Consider the following 20,865-nt stretch of genomic DNA (forward strand, 5'->3'; position numbering starts at 1 on the left):
AATTCAGACTAGAATTATTCGAAAGGCACAGTGCTCACCTCCAAAATGTGAATAGTGTTTGGTGCTAGATTCAAGCTGGATTCAAAATGAACGATATCTCCAGTTGGGAGATCCGTAGAGCCGTGAACGAGGAATTGGCGATTGTCGCCTATCATTTCCGCGTACACCGAGAGTTCCACGCTTTGATCTTTGTCACTCGCGCTGATTAGGATTAGGAAGGTACGCTGACCATCTGTGCGAGCGTATGCGTAAACTCCGTCGGTCACTGCCCATTGCATCAACCTTCCCGTTGTTAGTGCGGGTGATGAAGACCGTAGGTTACCAATGTTGTATGCAAAGTCAAAGGCCTCCTTTTCTTCTTCGGTTAGGTTGTCGTATTCAAACTTGTTAACGGTGTCTTCCGCCCATCCGCCTGGGAAATCCTGGCGCATTTTTCCATGGCCGTCGGTCTCACGAAGTAAAATTTCCGTCCCGTAGTACGTACATGGAATGCCACGTGTGGTAAGCATCAAGCCCAACCCCATCTTGTACTTTCTCATATCCTGACCAATCATTCCGTAGAATCGGCCTTCATCGTGGTTGTCCACAAAGGTGACAAGGCGGTATGGGTCTTCGTACATATAATCGTGGGCTAGCACGTAGTAGACTTTGGCCAATCCATTCGCCCATCCGGTAGAGGAGGTCAGGGCTTCCTTTAAGGCAAAGTAGAACTGGAAGTCGGTAACACTTTGCAGATGTGAATTGAATTCGCGGTTTTCATTTTCCTGCATGAACCAGAACTGGGTAGGCTCGTGGTGTACCCATGTTTCGGCAAAAATGAAGAAATCGGGATAACGCTCGAGCAGTTCGCGGTCGAGATCTGCCATAAATCGTTGATCGGGATACGCGTAGGTGTCGATTCTAAAAGCGTCGATTCCGAAATTGTCAATCCACCACATGCTGTTTTGGATAAGCCATTTAGCGACGTGCGGATTGCGCTGATTTACATCGGGCATGTGCTTGTCGAACCATCCGTCAGACATTCGTTTGCGTTCTGTTTCGGAAGCATATGGGTCCATGAGCGCGGTCGCTCGGTAGTTCGTTTGCGTGTATTCTTCCCACTGGTTAAACCAATCAGCAGATGGAGGGTCTAGGAAGAGGTAGTGTTGATCTCCGAAGTGATTGTACACCACGTCCATAACCATCTTCATGTCGCGTTCGTGCAATTGGTCTACGAGATCTAGGTACTCTTCGTGCGTCCCAAAACGAGGGTCGATTAAATAGTGATCTGTAATGGCGTAACCGTGATATGAGGCTTTGAATTCGTTGTTTTCGAGGAGGGGCCCCACCCAAAGACCTGTAATTCCTAGGTTTTGAATGTAATCGAGTCGTTCGGTAATGCCTTCTATATCTCCACCGTGACGTGCATAAGGTTCCTCTCGGGCAATGGAATCCTCGTTCATGGTAAGAAAAACATCGTTTGAAGGATTTGCATTGGCGAAACGATCTGGGGTAATGAGATATAGATAGTCAGAGGCGGTCAATCCGTGTTTGCGCTCTTGCCATGGATTGATTTTCCAATTGGCCGAAATGCTCTGACGCCCTCCGTTGAACTGGAGGGATAGGTTTTGTTCGGATTCGACTTCATTGACGAAGACGGATACGTATAGGTAGTTAGCATTTTCGGGATGCTCAAACCCGAGGATGGTGCAGTTTTGATTGTCGGAAGTCACTTCATCTACATCGCTCAATTCACTTCCACGGATGAGAAGTTCGAGTGTATCTCCGCTCGGTTTCGGCATCCAAGAAGGGGGGTCGATGCGATTCACAAAAAAGTTCTGCGCCGTTAAAAATGCGGGTAATAGCGTGAAAATGCTGATGAATAGTGCGTTCCGATACATGTGATCAAAAATAATAAGTGTACAAATTACACGAATTCCATTCAGATACGTCAACTTTCTCAGAAACAAGTTACGAGTGAAAGGTTTTTATTATAAATTAGCACTAATTGTAAAAAGTACACTTACAACTTTTAGGCTATGAAAAAACTTTACGCTTTTGCATTGTTGATGGGCAGTTCGGCCTTCGCTATGGCGCAGACGTATGCTGTTGACTTTGCAGTTGACTTGAACGCGTCAGGCGCGGACTCTGCAATCATTGCAGGTGATTTCGCTGCGGCGGACGCATCTGGACTCTACACAAACTGGAACGACGGTGTCGGAAATCCCGATTCAGCCGTTGTTGCTTCTGATCCTGACATGGATGGTATTTGGACGTTCACTGCGAACTTGCCAGATGGAAGTTACCAGTACAAGTATCTGGCGAATGCCGGAGGATGGGAGAGTGTTGCTAACCGAACATTCACCGTGAGTGGTGGAGCGGTACAGCTTGACACTTTCTGTTATGACGTTGTTACACCTGGATTATGTCCTTCTACGTATGCGGACACTTTGGATGTGACTATTCAAATTGACATGAGCACGGTATGTGGATTCGATCCATCTGCAGGTGACATCGTTGATTTCGCTGGCGAGCCTAACGGCTGGAGTGGAGACACAATGGCTGACCCTGACGGTGACTTGATTTACGAAGTGACTTACTTGGACCTTCCGGTTCAGGTTGACATTGCTTCTGGACTTGCAAGCTTCCAGGGTAAGTGTCGTATCAACTCTGATTGGGGTTCTTCAGAAGGTGGTGCAAACCGCGTATTTGAATTCGGAACAGATACCATTTTGGCGGTTCGTTGCTACGGTGCTTTCGCTTACGGGGCATGTACTCCAATTCCTGATCCGGCAACAGTAACATTCCGTGTTGACATGAACGCAGAAGTTCCTGCTCCAGACGGAAAAGTATTCATCATTGGTGATTTCACTCAGTGGCAAGCTGGAGCACTCGAGATGCTCGATCCAGATGGCGACGGAGTATACGAAGTAGTAGTTCCTAACTTCTGCCCACCAGAAATTTACTGGAAGTTTACCAACGGTACTCCAGATAGTACAGGTACAATCGAAGAAAGTGCTGACTTCTCTGACATCGGTGGATGTGGTGTAGACAACGGTTCTTTCTCTGACAACCGCTACCTCATGCGTCCGATGGACGGAAACGATGTAATCGTTGAGTTTGCTTTCAACACGTGTAACGGTATTCAGGGTGGTGTAAGCGTAGATGAGTTCTCTAACGAAACCATCTTCCTTAACCCTAACCCGATGACTGACCGCGCAACTGTTGAACTTCCAGAAGGAACATTCAACGGACACATCATCGATCTTTCAGGTCGTGTTGTACGCTCAATCGACAACGCTTCAAACGAGCTTGTAATCGAGCGCGACGGTTTGAACAACGGCATCTATATGCTTGTTCTTACTAACGACAAAGGCGAAACAAACACCACGAAGTTTGTGATTCGCTAATGTGATTCGAACAGATTAAGGGGAAAGCCTCGACGGAAACGTCGGGGCTTTTTTTGTTGTGCCTCATTGATTTAAACCGTCTAACATTTTTGAATGACTCCCCTTCAATGACAGTTTAGATTGCTATTTTTGGCGAAACTCTTCTCTCATGCTCAGGATCTTATTGTGCAGCTCTATAGTATTACTTCTAGGATCTACACTTCACGCTCAACAACGTACATTCGGGAAAGTATCACCTTCTGGAGAACCCCTCTCTAGATTTGCTACTCCCAAAGTGAGTGGTTTTGGCTTCGGTGATTTCAATGGGGACGGTTTTGATGATGCCGTAATCTCTGGTCAAGGGGAAGGATATAACCTCACTTTTGCAACCACCATATACCTTAATGACGGAAATGGAGGTCTAGGAGAAGGGCCGTATCAATGTTTACCTGACGCTTGGGGAAGACCTCATTTTACTTGGGATGTCGACAATGACGGAGACATAGACCTTCTCGTCTGTAACCTTGTGAATGGCGTTTCTGCTGAACTCTATTTGAATGATGGGTTCGGTTACTTCGATCTCGATACTTCAACCACTTTCCCAGTTTTATATGGCGCAACGGTATTTGTCGAAGATCTAAATGGTGACGGTGAAAAAGACGTCCTGATCACAGGTGCTCAAAATCAAAATGGAGGAAACACCGTATTCAAGCTTTATTCCGGAAGTGCAAGTGGCAACTTCACAGAACTCACAAACAGTCTAACCCCGCACTATCGCGGTGCTATCGATGTTGCGGATTTTGACGCGGATGGCGACAACGATATAGTCATCGTAGGTGAAGTCAATGGCTCACCCTCCCTCAAGCTTTACCTTAATCAAGGGAATTTCAGCTTTTCGGAAATGACCCACTTCATGTGGCCTGCCGAATCGCCGCAAAGCAATAACCCGCTGGAAAGAGCAGATGTGAAGTTCGGAGACGTGAATGGTGATGCATATCTCGATTTGGCAGTTCTTGGACTCGATCATAATGGCGATTCTAGAACCTCTGTGTACACCAGCAACTTCGGCAACTCTTTCACGGAGTTGTCCATTCCAAATTTAACGGGCCTGGAAAGTGGTGAAATATATATCGTTGAGGTAACAGGAGATGCCTTAAATGATATTGTTGTTCGAGGTCATGTCGATTATTGGAATGACGAAGCCTTCGCCTTAGAACAGACCCCTACAGGATGGTCCCCTTTACCTAATATTGGATTAGATGCTCTTGAACAAGGGATCTCGGCAATGCATGATATTGACCATGATGGAGATTTAGATTTCTTCTCATCAGGAAACTACAGAACGCCTCATGTTTCCGCAAATGCTGGCAGAATTACTCGTCAGTACATGAACAACCAAGATGGAACGTTTTCCCTAGCCATCGGAACACAGTTCGATAGCAAATACGCTGCGCATAAGTCCGTTGCCGATTTCAATGGGGATGGATACATGGATTTTATTCTATCCAAGCAAGTTCTTCCAAATCATCATTCCGTATCGATATACCTGAACAATCAGGATAATACTTTCTCTGAAGCAACCACAAACATCTCGCACGTCGTTGATGAAGTATGGGCCGCTGACTTTAATGGAGATGGTTATCAAGATCTTGTTGCATCCATTCGTACGGGTAATGATAGACTCGGCGTATTCCTTGGAACGTCTTCTATCGGCGTTTACTCCAATCCTATTGATTACGCCTTATATGATTATGAAGGCGACTTACACCTTGAAGATGTCAATCTGGATGGTCACATGGATATCTGCTATTTCGAGAAGGTAGGCTTTAATAATCCATTTGAACTTACATTCTTATTGAATGACGGTTCAGGTGTATTCTCGAAAGCTACAACCGTTAATGCTCCAATCATCGATCGTTTGGATGCTGAGGTCCAGTATGCAGACTTCAACCTAGACGGAAAGCTCGATGTATTTGTATCAAGTAGATTGGCATATACAGGAGAGGCCTATTTATACCTTCAAGATTCCTTTGCATTTACCGTTGACACAGCCTTTTCGTTTCCGTCCGTGCCAGCCTCCAATGCGGAAAGCGCCATTGGAGATTTCGATGGAAATGGTCTACTAGATGTTGTGCTTATCGGTGACCTAAATGGCGGCACGGGTGGAGGATTGTGCCATGTGATTCTTCAAGATTCAATTGGCTACTATTCCGCGCATTATTCATCAAACTTGCCTGTTCTAGAATGGGGAACTCTGGATACTGCGGACGTTGATTTAGATGGTGATTTAGACCTCCTTCATATCGGTTACTTTGACCCTACGAGAACCTACATCCGCGACGTACATATAAATGATGGTACAGGAACATTCAGTCCTGGTGGATTCGTCGACATAGAGTTTGTACATAATAGCTGGTTTATGGATACGGACAATGATGGAGATCAAGATATTGTCCAAGCCGGTAGAGATATTGCACAGAGCATTGAGATTGGAGCCGTATTAGAGAACAGGTCATGTTCAACGTCGAATACGGTCACCCAGATTTCGGTCTGTGAACCCTACGAATGGCCTGTAACAGGTTGTACTTATTTTGAGAGTGGAACCTACACGTACGCCTACTTCAATAGCAATGGTTGTTATGTTTCTGAGTCATTGGAATTCACATATGAAGGTGTTGAAGCGGAAATCCAGTTGCACCCCGATACGGGCCTATCTTCTATAGGAAGCTTTGATTCGTATCAATGGTTGGCATGTGATAGTGTAATTACTCCCCTTATCGGTGATACATTGCGTTCTTTCACTCCCGCAAGAACAGGTCAGTATGCCTTGGTGGTCAGCAACGGAATTTGTTCCGATACTTCCGAATGTGTTCAGTTTAACTATGTTGGGAACACAGAATATGCTGCAAATCAATTGATTGTTTCTCCGAACCCGACGAATGGAAAAATCCTAATCGAAGGATTGGACGAAGAATGTACTTATGAAATCTATGATATCCGAGGCTCTCTAATCCAGCGAGGGGCAGTGGAACCAAGTTCGAACAGCATTCTCTTTGTAACATCAGAGGTGGGGGTGTATATCCTTCACTTGTCTGACCGGAAGTCTGGATTGCGAGAAACGCATAGGGTTATTTTAACCCGCTAATACAAAGTTTGAATCCTTAATCTCTCAATTATGATAAAACGCATTACACTCTTACTCACAGCTATGATAGCCGTGGGAACACTAAATGCCCACGCTCAAGGCGTGAACTTCGAACTCATGGATAGTTTCGGTCCACATGAGCAAGTGAAATTCGAATTGTCTCATCTTTCCTATTCGAAGATAGATGCGGGCGACATTGACGGTGATGGAAATATAGACTTGATTATTGCTGGAGAGGCAGGGTCAAACCTTCGCCACACGGAAATATACATGTACAATGGATCAGACAGTTACGATACACTTCCCGGTCAAGGGCTTCCCGGGATAATTCCAGTAGCACTGCGATTTGTCGATCTTGATTCTGACTCTGATTTAGACATCTTCATGTCGGGAAGGCAAGCAAATGGACAATATATTACAGAGGTTCGTCTAAATGATGGGAGCGGCAACTTCACGCTTGCAAATTCGGGAGCGCTTCCTACCAATGTCAAGAATGCGGAGTTTGGCGATTTAGACAATGATGGTGACTTAGATTTAGTTATTTCAACATCATCCGCTGTAAGTGTTTATCAAAATAACGGAAGCGCATTCTTTTCAATCCGTACTAACGTTTCGCTTCCAAGCTTAGTCGCTAGCGATATTGAGATTGCAGACATTGATTACGACAATCACCTCGATATCGTTTACATGGGCAAAGTGCCGGGGACGTCAAACGGTCAACTTCAGGTGGTTTATAACGACTCGAACTGGACGTTTTCGGCCTTTACAATTCCACAAGCAACGTTTATTGAAGATTGCAGTATCGTATGTGCGAACTTCGATGGCGACAGTCTCATGGATATCCTCTACGTAGGTGATGCTCCTTCTGGCGTGCTCTTGCTTCAAGATTCAATAAGTCAATTTACAGTGAAGTCGAACATCTATCCTCAAGGCTTCATTCTTCCAGTTATGCATGTGTACGATAGGGATAATGACGGTGATGAAGACTTGTTCATTACTGGAAGAAATCGCCAAGGCGTGACCACACACTACATGCTATATGAGAATTTCGGTGATGGAAGCTTTTCGTTGACCGATGGACATGAACTAGATTTAAAGCCAAATCACTACGCAGACCACTCAGCAGCGGTGATGGAAGATTTGAATGGCGACGGAAACTTAGACGTCATCGTCGGCAGCAAGAATGGTCCGTGGTCTTTGTACCATGGCACCGTCGATCATAAGTTCTATTACTCGTCTCTCTCATCATTCGGCTCTATCATCGCGATTGATCAAGCCGTAGCCGATTTTGATGGCGATGGCTCCTTGGACATCGTCATAATGAATAGCGATTCCACTCGTGTATACTACAATTCTGGCAGCGGAGAATTCCCAACATCACAAGGTTTAGATCACTTTGCGAGTACTTTTGGAGATATTGCAACTGGCGATTTTAATAACGATGGGCATGAAGACATCGTTTATGCTGGTTCTTGGGGTGCGACAAAAATCTTTTGGAATGACGGCACAGGTGATTTCTCGGGCACTCCCACAAGTCTGGCCGACATATTCCAATTAGCAAAGATTGAGGTTTTTGATGCGGATGGAGATTCTGATTTGGACATTTTTGTGACCGGTGCATGGAATGATGATGATGCTCTAACCGCACTCTATTTGAATGACGGAACTGGCCAATTTACCTCGGCTCAAAATATTGGTATTCCACCTACATGGAGACCTACATTAGCTTCAGGTGACCTTGATTTAGATGGAGACATTGACCTGATCATTACCGGAGGCCCGGGTAACAATATTTACTTGAACAATGGACAAGGGGTATTCACATCTATGCCAGTCCCATTCACAACTACGTATTTTCTAGCCTTTTGTGAATTGGTGGACTTCAATGGGGATGGATTGTTGGACATCTTCTCCAGCCGTAGTTCAACGCCTAATGCGACGATTTACGAAAACCTCGGAAATGGAACCTTTTCCTACAGAAACCGATTCGGACCTATGTATCAGATCATTATCTGCGATGCGAATCACGATGGCTTTCCAGACATCGTCGAATCAGGTGAAGTCCACTTAAATGACGGTGCTGGAAACTTCACCTTCACACTTGAACCCAATACAGGAATTCGTACGGCTAACAATTCCGGAGCTGTTGGTGTGGCGGCAGATTTTGATGGCGACACAGATGATGACATATTCTACGCGGGTGTATATGCCTATCAGTCTAACTTCTACGTGAGATATACACAGCTTTACAGGAATACAGCTACAGGGATTTCAGTTGCTGAAAACGATAACCCTGGAAACGCGTTCCCTCAAGTTTATCCCAACCCTATGAAGGATAGGTCAGTGATTGAACTTCCAGAAGGAACATTCAACGGACACATCATCGATCTTTCAGGTCGTGTTGTACGCTCAATCGACAACGCTTCAAACGAGCTTGTAATCGAGCGCGACGGTTTGAACAACGGCATCTATATGCTTGTTCTTACTAACGACAAAGGCGAAACAAACACCACGAAGTTTGTGATTCGCTAATGTGATTCGAACAGATTAAGGGGAAAGCCTCGACGGAAACGTCGGGGCTTTTTTTGTGGTGTGTTTGCGTGGAAAATTCTCTCGCAGAGAATAAGAGGGATATACGTGGTGGGGAGAGAACGCGGGGGATGAGCGTGACTTGGTTCTCACGCCAGCCGACGGGAGAACAACGACGTTTGTTCGTTTGCGGTTTTGCCCTTTGCGATTTTGCAGCTTGCCCGCCAGCCGGCGGGAGAAACACGCACCGTAAAACAAAAAACGGCCAGGATTTCTCCCAGCCGTTTCGTTCTTCGTTTGATCGCCGCTTAGCAATGCTCCGCAAACGCACCTTTAAGGTTTTCTGCAATCATGTCTGCAGTGCGACCTTCAATATGGTGACGCTCAATCATGTGTACGAGCTCGCCATTCTTGAACAACGCCATAGATGGCGATGATGGAGGGAATGGAGCCATCAACGTACGAGCACGGTTAACACCGTCAACGTCGTTACCCGCAAAAGCCGTTACAAGTTGAGTTGGCTTCTTGTCTGTGTCGTTTAACGCCATGCGTACAGCTGGACGAGCACTTCCTGCCGCACATCCACATACCGAGTTGATTACTACTAGCGTGGTGCCTTCGTTGGCAAGATATTTATCTACCTCTTCAGCAGTGCGTGCCTCGTTGAAACCTACAGCGGTCAACTCCTGACGCATCGGGGCGATGAGATCTTCTGGATACATAGTCAATGATTATTTAAAGCAAAAGTACAACAGTATTACCCCTATAACCAAGCAACCCATCTCTCTGTTCAACTTTTAATCGACCCACTCTATATTATCCGTAAATACCTCAACATCAAATTTTTTCATCACAACTTACAAGGGAAATACTTTTTGTATTATTTTTGACTGACCGTTAAGTCAATATAAAATGTCACCACGGACAAAAGAACAGAACGAAGTAATTCGAACGCAAAGCAGAAAAGCCATTCTGAATGCGGCTTTTGAGCTATTTGCATTAGATGGCTTCAGCAAAACGAGTATGGCGGCCATCGCCAAGGAAGCGGGAATTTCAAAGGGCTTGATATACCATCACTTTGAAAGTAAAGAAGATGTCTTAAAAGCCGTTTTCGACAATCTCATCGCCGAAACCGCCGATGTTTGGTTGCAAGAAGATGAGAATTCATCGCCTGTAGATACACTGAACACCATCATCGATTTCTCGCTCATTTTCATGAAGCAGAGTCCAGGTTGGGTACGACTCCTTATTCACCTCGCACTACAAGAAGACGTGATGGAAGGATTGAGCGAGCACATTCACCAACTCCGAGAAGGCAAGATCCTTCAAGTGAAGCCTTTATTCGAAGCTTTGGGCTACGAAAATGCTGCCGAAGAGGCCATGTACTTCGGTGCCAAAATGGATGGCATTTCTATGGGTTTCCTGGCCTTGGGTGACGAGTACCCACTGCAACAAATGATCAATAGATTGAAACTAGAATACAATATCCATATCGATGAAACTGAATAAACTTACCGCCGTAATTGCCGCACTGTCATTGAGCACAGTAGCTCTCGCGCAAGATGTTGATGAGATTATCCGAAAAAGCGAGCAGAACCTCCGAGGAGAGTCGAGCCACGCCGTAATGAGCATCAATATCGTTCGCCCTACGTGGGAGCGAAACATCACAGCCGAATCGTGGAGCGAGGGAAGCGATTACAGCCTCATCCTCATTAAGGCTCCTGCCCGTGATCGCGGGACCGTCTTCTTAAAACGCGAGCGCGAAATGTGGAACTACGTACCAACCATCAACCGACAGGTTAAAATGCCCCCAAGCATGATGAGCCAGAGTTGGATGGGTTCCGATTTTAACAATGACGATCTCGTGCGCGAATCCTCCATGGTAAAGGATTATACACACACCTTATTGGGCAAAGAAACCATCCGTGGAGTGGAGTGCTACAAGATTGAAAGTATACCAAATGACGATGCCCCTGTAGTTTGGGGGAAGCTCATCAGTTACATCACGGTTGAGGATTACCTCCAGTGGAAGGTTGAGTTTTACGATGAAGATGAAGCATTAGTTCAAACCTTAGAAGGGTTCGACACTAAAGAGTTCGGCGATAGAAAGCTTCCCGCAAGAATTCGAATGACACCACAAGACGCCGAAGGTGAATACACCGAAATGGTATATGAAAGCCTAGAGTTTGGAGTAGAGTTCGACGACAACTTCTTCTCAGTGCAAAACATGAAACGGGTACGTTAAACACGTTCACTATGCTATACTTAAGACTAGCCTGGAGAAATTTGTGGAGGAACCGTCGGCGAACGCTCATCACCGTATTTGCCGTTGCATTTGCAGGTTTCTTTGTGATTGCCATGCGCTCACTACAAACGGGAGCCTATGACAATATGGTTCGCAATACCGTTGGGACCTATACCGGATTTCTACAGGTTCATCAAGACGGATATTGGGACGAGAAAATTATCGATAACAGCTTCGAAGAGTCCGAATCTATTCGTGAAACCATTCTTCAACAGAAGGGGGTAAGCGGTGTGTCTCCGCGAATAACAGGCTTTAGTCTACTGAGCTACGGACTCAAAACGAGAGGTGTGCAAGTAGAAGGTTTTAACCCCGACTACGAAGCACAACTCGAACTGGAAGAGCGCGTAGTGGCAGGTACAGGCCGACCAGAGTACGGGGCCGTGATTGGCTCGGATCTCGCCGAATATCTTAAAGTGGAAGTCGGCGACTCGCTCGTGTTCTTGGGGCAGGGCTACCACGGGCAAAGCGCAAATGCTCTCCTTCCCATCGAAGGGATTGTAAGCCTGTCGAGCCCAATGCTCAATCAGAATACGGCCTTCATCAACCTTAAGATGGCGCAATATGTATTCGCGGCCGACAATCGAATAACAGCCTATGCCATCAATACCGAACCGGATGCTGACCTGTACGAAGTAGAATCCAAGATTCGCGAAGCACTCAACAAGGGTGAGCTGGAAGTCATGAATTGGCAAGACATGCTTCCCGAGCTTGTGCAATCCATTCAAGCGGATTCTGCAGGAGGAATTCTCATGGCCGGTGTGCTTTACATTGTAGTTGGCTTCAGTTTGCTCGGCACATTCATCATGCTGGCTGCAGAACGAAAGCGAGAATATGGAATGCTCATAGGTCTCGGTATGCGCAGAGGTCAGCTCATGCGCCTCGCCTTATTGGAAGCGTCGGCTCTCGCCGTACTAGGCGTATTGCTAGCCGTTGTCCTCACCCGACCACTCACCTTGTATTTCCACTTCAATCCAATTCAGTTCACGGGCCAAGCGATGGAGGCACTCCGAGAAATGGGCATGGAACCCTCCATGCCGGCTTCAATCGATTGGTCAATACCGTTAACTCACGGGGCCATTTTACTTGTGTTGACCTTGGGGATTTCCTTGTATTCGCTTGTGTCCATCAAGAGAATTCAGCCTGTTAATGCCATGCGTTCTTAATTCAATGTGATGAAAACACTACAGATAATTGTAACAATCGCCTGGAGGAACCTTTGGAGAAATAAGGTGAGAAGCGGTGTTGTTGTACTCGCTATGACCATGGGCATTTGGGCCTGTATTTTCTTAGCGGGCTTCAGTGTGGGGATGAATGACCAACGCACCGATTCCGCCTTGTCAACGTATGTCGGTTTCGCTCAAGTTCATGCCAACGGATGGGAAGATGAGCGCTCCGTTGAGTTGCTGATCCCCAATCTCGAAGAGGTCATAGCAAAGAGTCAGGAAATTCCCGGATACGTTGCTCATGCTTCTAGACTTGTTGAAACGGGAATGGCCGCCTCGAGTTATGGTGCACTCGGTGTTCAAGTTCAGGGCGTAGATCCTGCCATGGATACCCTTGTTTACGACTTGCAAACCCGTTTGATTGAGGGCGAATTCTTGCCCGAATCTCGCCGTGTTCCGCGAGCCTATGTTGGCGAATCCCTAGCGGAAGAGTTGAAACTGGAAGTGGGGAGCAAGTTTCAAGTTACACTTCAAGACGTTTCAGGATATGCCACCCAAGCCCTTTTCCGAGTGGGAGGTATTTTCAAGACTGTATCCTCACAATATGATAAGTCTACCATTCTAATCAGACGAGAAGATATGGCCGGCTTGATTGGTGTTGATCCAAGCGCAGCGCACGAAATCGTTTATAAAATAAGTTCAAAAGAACAGGCGATTGTTTGGGCAGGTGAACTCAGTTCAGCTTTTCCAAACGCCGAGGTGATGTCGTGGAAGGAAGTATCGCCGGAGCTGGGATACGCAGACGATATGATGGCTACGAGCTTATACATCTTCATTGGAATTATCATCATGGCGATAAGCTTTGGAATCTTGAATACGATGCTCATGGCCATTCTCGAACGTCGCCGTGAGCTAGGAATGCTCATGGCCGTAGGGATGAACAAAAGGCGCACCTTTTTTATGGTGATGATTGAAACGATTTTTCTGGGGGCAGTAGGCGCACCTATTGGAATACTGGTTGGACATCTTTCATTGATTTGGAGCGGCGTGAACGGCTTCGATTTAAGCTCCGTAGGCGAAGGATTGAACGCTTATGGAATGGATGCCATCGTGTACCCATCTGCAGTTCCAGAATACTATTTGGGGATTGCGGTGATTGTCGTTGTAATGACGTTGCTCTTTTCGCTTTACCCTGCCTACAAGTCGATTCGTCTTAACCCAGTTCAGGCCATCAGAAGCGTATGAGAAAGGGGATATTCATAGCACTATTTCTGCTCAGCACCATGCTTTTCGCGCAACGTGAGAACATTACGAGCTTCCGAGATAACCTCGTCGTAACTTCCGTACTAAACACAAAGTCGGAGCGCTTCGATTTCACCAATTCTATTGGGCAAACGCTAGAGTACAGCACTGCACCAATCACAGGTTTTGGGTTTGGAATTGATTACAAGTGGCTCACATTCGAGTATACGAAAAGACTCAATTCTGCGAATACCGACGGACTATATGGCCACACGGAGAACTTCGGGATTGGCTTTGGCTTTACCATGCCGAAGTGGTACTTCAGAAATTTTCTGGAGTCCTATGATGGTTACCACCTGACCACTCCTGATCTCTTGCAGTTTGGGTACCTCGATAGTGCTGGAAGTTATCCGTATCGTCCAGACATCTCCACTTTCCGATACTTTGCCTCATTCTATTGGGTCTTCAACAATGAAAACTACTCCAGTATGGCCAGTTTATGGCAGTTGGAAAGGCAGGAAAAGAGTGCGGGGTCATGGGTGGCCGGCGCAACATTTGGAATTAGCGCCGTGATTGGCGATAGCAGCTTTGTGCCTCAGGCACAGGAGGAGAACTTCGACAGAATAAAGGACGTCCGAGGAGTTGGTGCAACCGTTTTTACTTTGAATGGAGGCTACCAATACACCTTTGTGCTGAGCAATAGCAAAAAGTGGTTCATCCACCTTGGGCTCACGCCTGGTATCGGGACGATCTGGGCTTCGAGCTTAGATCAAGTAACGGATGAAGTCACCTCCTATGATTCAAACTTGGCATTCTCCAGTGAGGGCAGGTTTGTAGTTGGATACAATGGTGACAAATGGTATTTCGGATATAGTGCCATTTCCTATTCAACTTCAGATTTGAGCTCGGATCTAAATCCCTTGGCCAATCACAACGTATACAACCGATTCTATCTCGGTTACCGATTCACATTACCAAAGAAAGTTACAAACGCACTTGAAAAAGTAGGACTATGAAATCAACAGAAACCGTTGTTAAAGTTGAGAACCTCCGCAAAACCTACAACGCGGATGCCGTAGCAGTACATGCTGTTGATGGAATCTCACTTTCCATAGAAAAAGGCGAGTTTACGGCAATTGTAGGCCCTTCTGGATGCGGTAAAACCACGCTGCTCAACATGATTGGTGGTCTAGATCGACCGACCTCGGGCGACGTATACGTTCAAGAGGTATCCATCGGCTCTTTGAGCGAAGGCGACCTCATTGATTTTCGCTTGAAACACATCGGATTTGTGTTTCAAGCCTATAACCTTTTGCCGGTTCTTTCGGCCGAGGAGAACACTTCGTTCATCATGCAACTGCAAGGCAAGAGCAAGGAGGAGCGTTCGCAAAGAGCTCGACAACTGCTTAAGAATGTGGGACTCGAAGGAAGGGAAGGCGATAAGCCAGCGCAGCTTTCCGGTGGTCAGCAACAGCGTGTGGCCGTGGCTAGAGCGTTAGCGTCAAAGCCGAATTTCATTATTGCAGATGAGCCGACAGCCAATCTCGACAGCCATTCTACATCTAATCTGTTGGACATTATGGCTCGGTTGAATGAAGAAGAACAAATGACTTTTGTTTTTGCGACTCACGACCAAAGAGTCATTGATAAGGCGAAAAGAGTCATTACATTAGAGGATGGTAAAGTGATTACGGACGAAATCCGCAGTTAAACTCTCCCAAACCAAACCATGAAGCTGAGTCTCCTATGTGCTACATTTCTGCTAGGCTGCCTATCGCTAAAGGCGCAGCAGGATACCACGTACATCAGAGATTTCCGGGACTATGGCAACTTGAGTTTTGCCATGGAGGCCAAGGCAAATAACATTACCATCTTTGGCCGGCGAGGGGGAGCGCTCCGTTTGTCCTCCAACAACGGATTGCCCACTTATGGAGTCATGTTTAGCTATAAGTGGTTGAACGTTTGGGCAACCACAAAGCTCGGTCCACTCACGTATTCGAATGAGCAGAAGGGTTCCACCAACAACTTAGGATTGGCGGTTGGGTACACTGGTGACCACTGGTGGGCCAGAATCTTTTACGAGCAATACCGCGGCTATCACATTGCCAACCCAGAGTCTTTCGCACCCAATTGGTTTGCGGAGAATGACAATTATCCTTTGATTCCAGACTTGCGTTCACGCACACTTTATGGGAACGTCTACTATGGATTTAATGAAAAAACCTATTCCCACCGCGCAATGCTCTGGCAGAGTCAGGAGCAACGCCGTTCTGCAGGCAGCTGGCTGATGGGGGTTTCATTGGGTTATGACCACATCTTCTCAGACACATCTATCGTTCCGGTAGAGGGAGTAATTGACTATTACGAGATCAGGAATGTGTCGGGCTATGAGACCGTGAACGGAGCCATAAATGTGGGATACACGTACTCTTGGGCTTTTTGGGACCGCTGGTCTTTTGGATTGATGTTCGCTCCCGGAATTGCAGGTACATATGGAGTGGTAGAAGAGGTTAATGGCACAAACCGAGGCATCGATTTCGAATTGGCCGCCATGGCTGAAGGGAGGGCTATTCTATCTTATCACCACGACAGGTGGTACGGAGGCATAGCCGCAAATGCTTACATGCTCACGAAGCCAGTTAGGGGCGATTTTTACAACAACTTACACACGTACATCCGATTCAATATCGGGTACCGCATCAATATGCCGAAGAGTAAATTCTTGGGCAGGTTCGGTTTATCAAGTGACTCATGAAACGAGTAGTATATACGCTATTTGCTAGTGCGATTTCTCTCTTCGCACTAGGTCAGAATTGGCAATTTGGAGGGTACTTGAAATACTTGCCCTCGCAAACTTTCATCAATGAGGGGGTTTTACCTCCCGAGTTTCAAGGATTTCTGCCAAAATCGTATACCGATCAGGTCATCCATAACCGACTAAATATCAATTGGGCGAACAAGACAGATCGTGGGAGCTATGCCTTTGAGGCCGGAATCAGAAACCGACTTTTTTACGGATACACGGCTTCTCAACCTGCGTTCATTGAGTCCCTTCGCGAAGATCCGGGCTTGGTGGATATGCGTTGGCTATGGACTGATGGGGATGTTCTCTTTCACACGGAAATTGACCGCTTGAACTTCACATTTAGACAAAAGAACTTCACCCTCAGAATTGGGCGCCAAAGAATTAATTGGGGCATACACGATGTCTTCAACCCGAACGACATCTTCAATCAATACAACTATTTCGATTTCGATTATGAGGAAAGGCCTGGCGCGGATGCAGTCTTTGCACAATACTACTTGGGCGATGGCTTCAGTTCGCTCGAGTTGGCCTTCTCTCCCAACTTTGAGCAACTTGAGCGAAGCACGGCGGGCTTGATTTATAAGTCGAACGCGAACGGCTACGATTATCAAGCATTGATAGGCTATACTTACTACGACGTAGTTCTTGGAGGAGGCTGGGCTGGAAGTTTAGGCGGAGCGGGCTTCAAGGGAGAAGCCGCTTATTATTACAGCACAGATTCGACCCAAAGTGAAAACAATTTTACCGCGTCAGTCGGACTTGATTACATGTTTTCATCCGGCATTTACGGAATGGTGAGCTACCTCTATAACGGAATGGGTGAGCTGAATCCAACTATCGCAGATCAGCTTAGCTTGAGGCAAGCTCGGTTGAGTTCGAAAAACATCTTTCCATACCGACATACCATTATGGTGAGCGCATCGTATCCCATAAATCCAATATGGAACGTGAATCTGGCGTGGTTTCAATCCCACAACTTCGATCAAGCCGCCTTTGTTCCTGGTGTTACATACAGTATCTCAAATGATTGGGACGCGATGTTGATTGCTCAAATTTTTACGGTACGTCCGACCGGAGATTCGAATTCAATTGCGCTTTTTAATTCGGCTTTGTTCGCGAGGTTGAAGTGGTCTTTTTGAGGGGGACAACGTGGTGGATCATGGGATGTGGTTCGCCCGCCGGTAGTCGGGCAGGCTCTGAATTCCCAGCAATAGGCACGGTGCTTTAGCGCGTGCCGGGCATGGGATATGGTGGGGTTTCCCGAGGATATTATGGGATGAGCTTGGTGGATCATCGGATGTGGTTCGCCCGCCGGTAGTCGGGCAGGCTCTGAATTCCCAGCAATAGGCTCGGTGCTTTAGCCCGTGCCGGGCATGGGATAGGACGTTATTTATTTTTTGCGTTTTTGCCTCTAGTGATTTTGCGAGAAACCCCTATCTTCCCTTTCTAATAATTCTCTCTATGGATTTCTCAGAATGGTGGGCGTCGTACGACAGTTTCGCCCAAGTTTTATGGGTTCTCGCTCTCATTAGTTCCCTTTTGTTTGTCTTGCAAATGGCAAGTGCCTTGTTGATGGGTGATACGGAATCTGCCTTTGGTGATTCCGATGAGTTCGTCGATACCGACACAGGCGTGGGATATCAATTTTTCACCTTCCGAAATGCAGTAACCTTCTTCATGATGTTCGGTTGGGTTGGCTTAGGTGTTTATACTGAAGGCAATAGCGAATGGGTGACTATTCTCTGGGCCACGTTAGCCGGAGCCCTCATGGTATTTATCATGGCCTGGTTGATGAAAAAGATTGGAAGCCTGAAGCAGGACGGCTCAATGAAAATCAGCAACGCCATTGGAAAGGTAGGCACGGTGTATTTGCCCATTAAGGCTAATGGCGCAGGTACAGGAAAAGTGCAGATTCCGATCCAAGGAAGTACCCATGAGCTTTCTGCGGTTACTACGCAAAGTGAAGATCTTCCAACTGGTGCAACCGTTGAGGTTACAGACGTGAAGCCAGGAAACATACTCGTTGTTCAAAAACTTAATTAACTCCAAATTGCTCTCCTAGATGAATAACTTTATTCTCATTGCGATTGTAGGCGGTGTACTCGCCATTTTCGCGATTATTTCCCTCTTACTTCGTCGCTATAAGCGTTGTCCGTCCGACAGAATTCTTGTCGTTTACGGTAAAGTAGGCAGCAATGCCGAAGGTTCGCTTTCTGCAAGATGTATCCATGGTGGTGCGGCCTTCGTATGGCCTATCATTCAGGATTATGCGTTTATGGATCTCACGCCACTTTCGTTGGAGGTTGGCCTTACAAACGCCCTGAGCCGCCAGAACATCCGTGTGGATGTTCCTTCGCGATTTACGGTTGCAATTTCTACCGAGCCAGGAACGATGAACAACGCAGCTGAGCGCCTCCTCGGTTTGGGTCGCCAAGAAGTACATGACCTCGCAAAAGACATCATCTTTGGTCAGCTTCGTCTCGTTGTTGCTACTATGGACATCGAGGAAATCAACAACAACAGAGATAAGTTCTTGGCCAACGTTGCTGCCAACGTAGAAGCCGAGCTTAAGAAGATTGGTTTGAAGCTCATCAACGTAAACGTTACCGATATTAAAGATGAGTCTGGCTATATCGAAGCCCTCGGTAAAGAGGCTGCTGCGAAGGCAATCAACGACGCAAAAGTGCGTGTTGCAGAACAAGAGCGTTTTGGTGAGGTAGGTAAGACAGAAGCAGATAAGGAGCGTGATATCCGCGTTGCTGAGATGATTCGTGACCGAGATTCAAACGTTGCTGTAGCCAATAAAGACCGTGAAATTCTCATTGCCGAGGCGACTCGTGATGAGAGCATCGGTAAGGTGAATGCAGATAGAGACACCCGTATTAAAACAGCAGAAGCGAATGCAACCGCTGTTGAGGGGGAAAACGTTTCTAGAGTACAAATCGCCCAATCAGATTCAGCTCGTAGGGAAAGAGAAGCCGAGGCGCTGAGAAAAGCGACAGCAGCAGAGAAAGTACAATCGGCCAAAGCACTCGAAGAAGCCTATGAGGCTGAACGAACTGCCGAAGTTGCTCGTGCCGAAAGAGAACGCGCTTCGCAAAAAGCGAACGTGGTTGTAAGCGCAGAAATTCAGAAAGAGAAGCTCATCATTGAGGCTCAGGCCGACGCAGAACAGAAGCGTGAGCTTGCGAAAGGTGAAGCAGATGCCATTTATGCGAAGCTCGAAGCTGAAGCTCGTGGTATCTTCGAAACTCTAACCAAGCAAGCTGAAGGTCTAGAAAGACTCGTACAAGCAGCTGGCAACGATCCGAAGGATGCCGTTATGCTCCTCGTAGCGGATAAACTCCCTGAACTCGTTAAACTTCAAGCAGAAGCTATCAAGAATATCAAGATTGATAAGGTTACTGTTTGGGATAGCGCAGGCGGCGGTAAAGGCGACAGCAGCTCAACCGCGAACTTCATGTCAAACCTCTACAAGAGCGTCCCTCCTCTAAAGGATATGTTCGAAATGGCCGGCATGAACCTCCCAGAATTCATGGGCAAAGAAGCACCTAAGCAGGACGACTTTGTGAGTGATGTTGAGGTGGAGGATGAGATGGGGGAGAAGTAAGGCCTGCGGCAATGCACTTCGTGCAAGATGCTGCGCATAAGTGCGCTTCGCGCAATGCCTGCGGCAAGGCACTTCGTGCAAGATGCTGCGCATAAGGGCGCTTCGCGCAATGCCTGCGGCAAGGCACTTCGTGCAAGATGCTGTGCATAAGGGCGCTTCGTGCAAGGCTTGTGGCAAGGCACTTCGTGTAAGATGCTGCGGATAAGGGCGCTTCGCGCAATGCCTACGGCAAGGCACTTTGTGCAAGATGCTGTGCATAAGGGCGCTTCGCGCAAGGCTTGTGGCAAGGCACTTTGTGCAAGATGCTGTGCATAAGGGCGCTTCGCGCAAGGCTTGTGGCAAGGCACTTTGTGCAAGATGCTGTGCATAAGGGCGCTTCGCGCAAGGCCGGTGGCAAGGCACTTCGTGCAAGATGCTGCGCATAAGGGCGCTTCGCGCAATGCCTGCGGCAAGGCACTTTGTGCAAGATGCTGCGCATAAGTGCGCTTCGCGCAAGATGTTTTATGTAAAAGCCAACGTGAATATGATATGCCTCGGAGCTTTTGGCTTCGAGGTATATTTTTGCATTAAATCGTGAAGTTTGCCCTTTAAAGATGGGGGTTATGCGCAACGAATGATTTGTAGACTATAGCCTTCTTGTCCGCGAATAGCGGGCCTTACTCACAGCTGAAAGCTGGGAGTCTTACAATTCAAATGG

General features: G+C 46.9%; 15 protein-coding genes. 13 read left to right on the forward strand and 2 right to left on the reverse strand.

All coding sequences use genetic code 11. The features are described from left to right. Positions 1-14: 14 nt before the first annotated feature. Positions 15-1,880 (reverse strand): alpha-amylase family glycosyl hydrolase, encoded by a 1,866-nt coding sequence (locus F8C67_RS03930; RefSeq protein WP_151666509.1) that lies wholly within the window; start codon positions 1,878-1,880, stop codon positions 15-17. A gap of 138 nt (positions 1,881-2,018) precedes the next feature. Here F8C67_RS03930 and F8C67_RS03935 point away from each other — a divergent pair, with 138 nt between their 5' ends. From F8C67_RS03935 to F8C67_RS03945, 3 genes are all read left to right on the forward strand, one after another. Continuing rightward, on the forward strand, positions 2,019-3,389 hold the full coding sequence (locus F8C67_RS03935; protein ID WP_151666510.1) for a T9SS type A sorting domain-containing protein: 1,371 nt from the start codon (positions 2,019-2,021) through the stop codon (positions 3,387-3,389). A gap of 148 nt (positions 3,390-3,537) precedes the next feature. After that, positions 3,538-6,513, forward strand: a complete 2,976-nt coding sequence (locus tag F8C67_RS03940; protein WP_151666511.1) for a T9SS type A sorting domain-containing protein — start codon at positions 3,538-3,540, stop codon at positions 6,511-6,513. 30 nt (positions 6,514-6,543) lie between these two features. Then, positions 6,544-9,045, forward strand: coding sequence for a T9SS type A sorting domain-containing protein (locus F8C67_RS03945; RefSeq protein WP_151666512.1), 2,502 nt, complete (start codon positions 6,544-6,546; stop codon positions 9,043-9,045). 305 nt (positions 9,046-9,350) lie between these two features. On the opposite strand, the gene F8C67_RS03950 is transcribed toward F8C67_RS03945, so the two are convergent. After that, positions 9,351-9,764: a BrxA/BrxB family bacilliredoxin gene (locus F8C67_RS03950; RefSeq protein ID WP_151666513.1), complete on the reverse strand. Its 414-nt coding sequence runs from the start codon at positions 9,762-9,764 to the stop codon at positions 9,351-9,353. A gap of 190 nt (positions 9,765-9,954) precedes the next feature. Here F8C67_RS03950 and F8C67_RS03955 point away from each other — a divergent pair, with 190 nt between their 5' ends. The 10 genes from F8C67_RS03955 to F8C67_RS04000 all read left to right on the forward strand — a co-directional run bounded on the left by F8C67_RS03955 (position 9,955) and on the right by F8C67_RS04000 (position 20,168). After that, a complete protein-coding gene (locus F8C67_RS03955; protein ID WP_151666514.1) occupies positions 9,955-10,551 on the forward strand; it encodes a TetR/AcrR family transcriptional regulator in 597 nt (198 codons plus the stop codon). Beyond that, on the forward strand, positions 10,538-11,287 hold the full coding sequence (locus F8C67_RS03960; protein ID WP_151666515.1) for an outer membrane lipoprotein-sorting protein: 750 nt from the start codon (positions 10,538-10,540) through the stop codon (positions 11,285-11,287). The genes F8C67_RS03955 and F8C67_RS03960 overlap by 14 nt, the downstream gene beginning before the upstream one ends. Before the next feature lie 11 nt (positions 11,288-11,298). After that, the gene (locus F8C67_RS03965) at positions 11,299-12,510 is read left to right on the forward strand and encodes an ABC transporter permease (RefSeq protein WP_151666516.1); all 1,212 of its coding nucleotides are present in this window, start codon (positions 11,299-11,301) and stop codon (positions 12,508-12,510) included. 9 nt (positions 12,511-12,519) lie between these two features. Then, the gene (locus F8C67_RS03970) at positions 12,520-13,755 is read left to right on the forward strand and encodes an ABC transporter permease (protein ID WP_151666517.1); all 1,236 of its coding nucleotides are present in this window, start codon (positions 12,520-12,522) and stop codon (positions 13,753-13,755) included. Further along, on the forward strand, positions 13,752-14,768 hold the full coding sequence (locus F8C67_RS03975) for a DUF4421 family protein (protein ID WP_151666518.1): 1,017 nt from the start codon (positions 13,752-13,754) through the stop codon (positions 14,766-14,768). Before F8C67_RS03970 ends, F8C67_RS03975 begins: the two co-directional genes overlap by 4 nt. Then, on the forward strand, positions 14,765-15,463 hold the full coding sequence (locus F8C67_RS03980; protein WP_151666519.1) for an ABC transporter ATP-binding protein: 699 nt from the start codon (positions 14,765-14,767) through the stop codon (positions 15,461-15,463). The genes F8C67_RS03975 and F8C67_RS03980 overlap by 4 nt, the downstream gene beginning before the upstream one ends. Before the next feature lie 18 nt (positions 15,464-15,481). Next, positions 15,482-16,507, forward strand: a complete 1,026-nt coding sequence (locus F8C67_RS03985; RefSeq protein WP_151666520.1) for a DUF4421 family protein — start codon at positions 15,482-15,484, stop codon at positions 16,505-16,507. Beyond that, on the forward strand, positions 16,504-17,697 hold the full coding sequence (locus F8C67_RS03990) for a hypothetical protein (protein ID WP_151666521.1): 1,194 nt from the start codon (positions 16,504-16,506) through the stop codon (positions 17,695-17,697). The genes F8C67_RS03985 and F8C67_RS03990 overlap by 4 nt, the downstream gene beginning before the upstream one ends. Positions 17,698-18,019: 322 nt before the next feature. Then, positions 18,020-18,601, forward strand: coding sequence for an NfeD family protein (locus F8C67_RS03995; protein WP_151666522.1), 582 nt, complete (start codon positions 18,020-18,022; stop codon positions 18,599-18,601). Between the two features lie 19 nt (positions 18,602-18,620). Continuing rightward, positions 18,621-20,168, forward strand: a complete 1,548-nt coding sequence (locus F8C67_RS04000) for a flotillin family protein (protein WP_151666523.1) — start codon at positions 18,621-18,623, stop codon at positions 20,166-20,168. Positions 20,169-20,865: the final 697 nt, after the last annotated feature.

Source organism: Phaeocystidibacter luteus, from assembly GCF_008933115.1.
Lineage (GTDB): Bacteria > Bacteroidota > Bacteroidia > Flavobacteriales > Schleiferiaceae > Phaeocystidibacter > Phaeocystidibacter luteus.

What these genes read in the sequence shown, in the direction of transcription:
- F8C67_RS03930 (WP_151666509.1), bottom strand. Translation starts at nt 1,880, where the DNA reads ATGTATCGGAACGCACTATTCATCAGCATTTTCACGCTATTACCCGCA.
- F8C67_RS03935 (WP_151666510.1), top strand. Translation starts at nt 2,019, where the DNA reads ATGAAAAAACTTTACGCTTTTGCATTGTTGATGGGCAGTTCGGCCTTC.
- F8C67_RS03940 (WP_151666511.1), top strand. Translation starts at nt 3,538, where the DNA reads ATGCTCAGGATCTTATTGTGCAGCTCTATAGTATTACTTCTAGGATCT.
- F8C67_RS03945 (WP_151666512.1), top strand. Translation starts at nt 6,544, where the DNA reads ATGATAAAACGCATTACACTCTTACTCACAGCTATGATAGCCGTGGGA.
- F8C67_RS03950 (WP_151666513.1), bottom strand. Translation starts at nt 9,764, where the DNA reads ATGTATCCAGAAGATCTCATCGCCCCGATGCGTCAGGAGTTGACCGCT.
- F8C67_RS03955 (WP_151666514.1), top strand. Translation starts at nt 9,955, where the DNA reads ATGTCACCACGGACAAAAGAACAGAACGAAGTAATTCGAACGCAAAGC.
- F8C67_RS03960 (WP_151666515.1), top strand. Translation starts at nt 10,538, where the DNA reads ATGAAACTGAATAAACTTACCGCCGTAATTGCCGCACTGTCATTGAGC.
- F8C67_RS03965 (WP_151666516.1), top strand. Translation starts at nt 11,299, where the DNA reads ATGCTATACTTAAGACTAGCCTGGAGAAATTTGTGGAGGAACCGTCGG.
- F8C67_RS03970 (WP_151666517.1), top strand. Translation starts at nt 12,520, where the DNA reads ATGAAAACACTACAGATAATTGTAACAATCGCCTGGAGGAACCTTTGG.
- F8C67_RS03975 (WP_151666518.1), top strand. Translation starts at nt 13,752, where the DNA reads ATGAGAAAGGGGATATTCATAGCACTATTTCTGCTCAGCACCATGCTT.
- F8C67_RS03980 (WP_151666519.1), top strand. Translation starts at nt 14,765, where the DNA reads ATGAAATCAACAGAAACCGTTGTTAAAGTTGAGAACCTCCGCAAAACC.
- F8C67_RS03985 (WP_151666520.1), top strand. Translation starts at nt 15,482, where the DNA reads ATGAAGCTGAGTCTCCTATGTGCTACATTTCTGCTAGGCTGCCTATCG.
- F8C67_RS03990 (WP_151666521.1), top strand. Translation starts at nt 16,504, where the DNA reads ATGAAACGAGTAGTATATACGCTATTTGCTAGTGCGATTTCTCTCTTC.
- F8C67_RS03995 (WP_151666522.1), top strand. Translation starts at nt 18,020, where the DNA reads ATGGATTTCTCAGAATGGTGGGCGTCGTACGACAGTTTCGCCCAAGTT.
- F8C67_RS04000 (WP_151666523.1), top strand. Translation starts at nt 18,621, where the DNA reads ATGAATAACTTTATTCTCATTGCGATTGTAGGCGGTGTACTCGCCATT.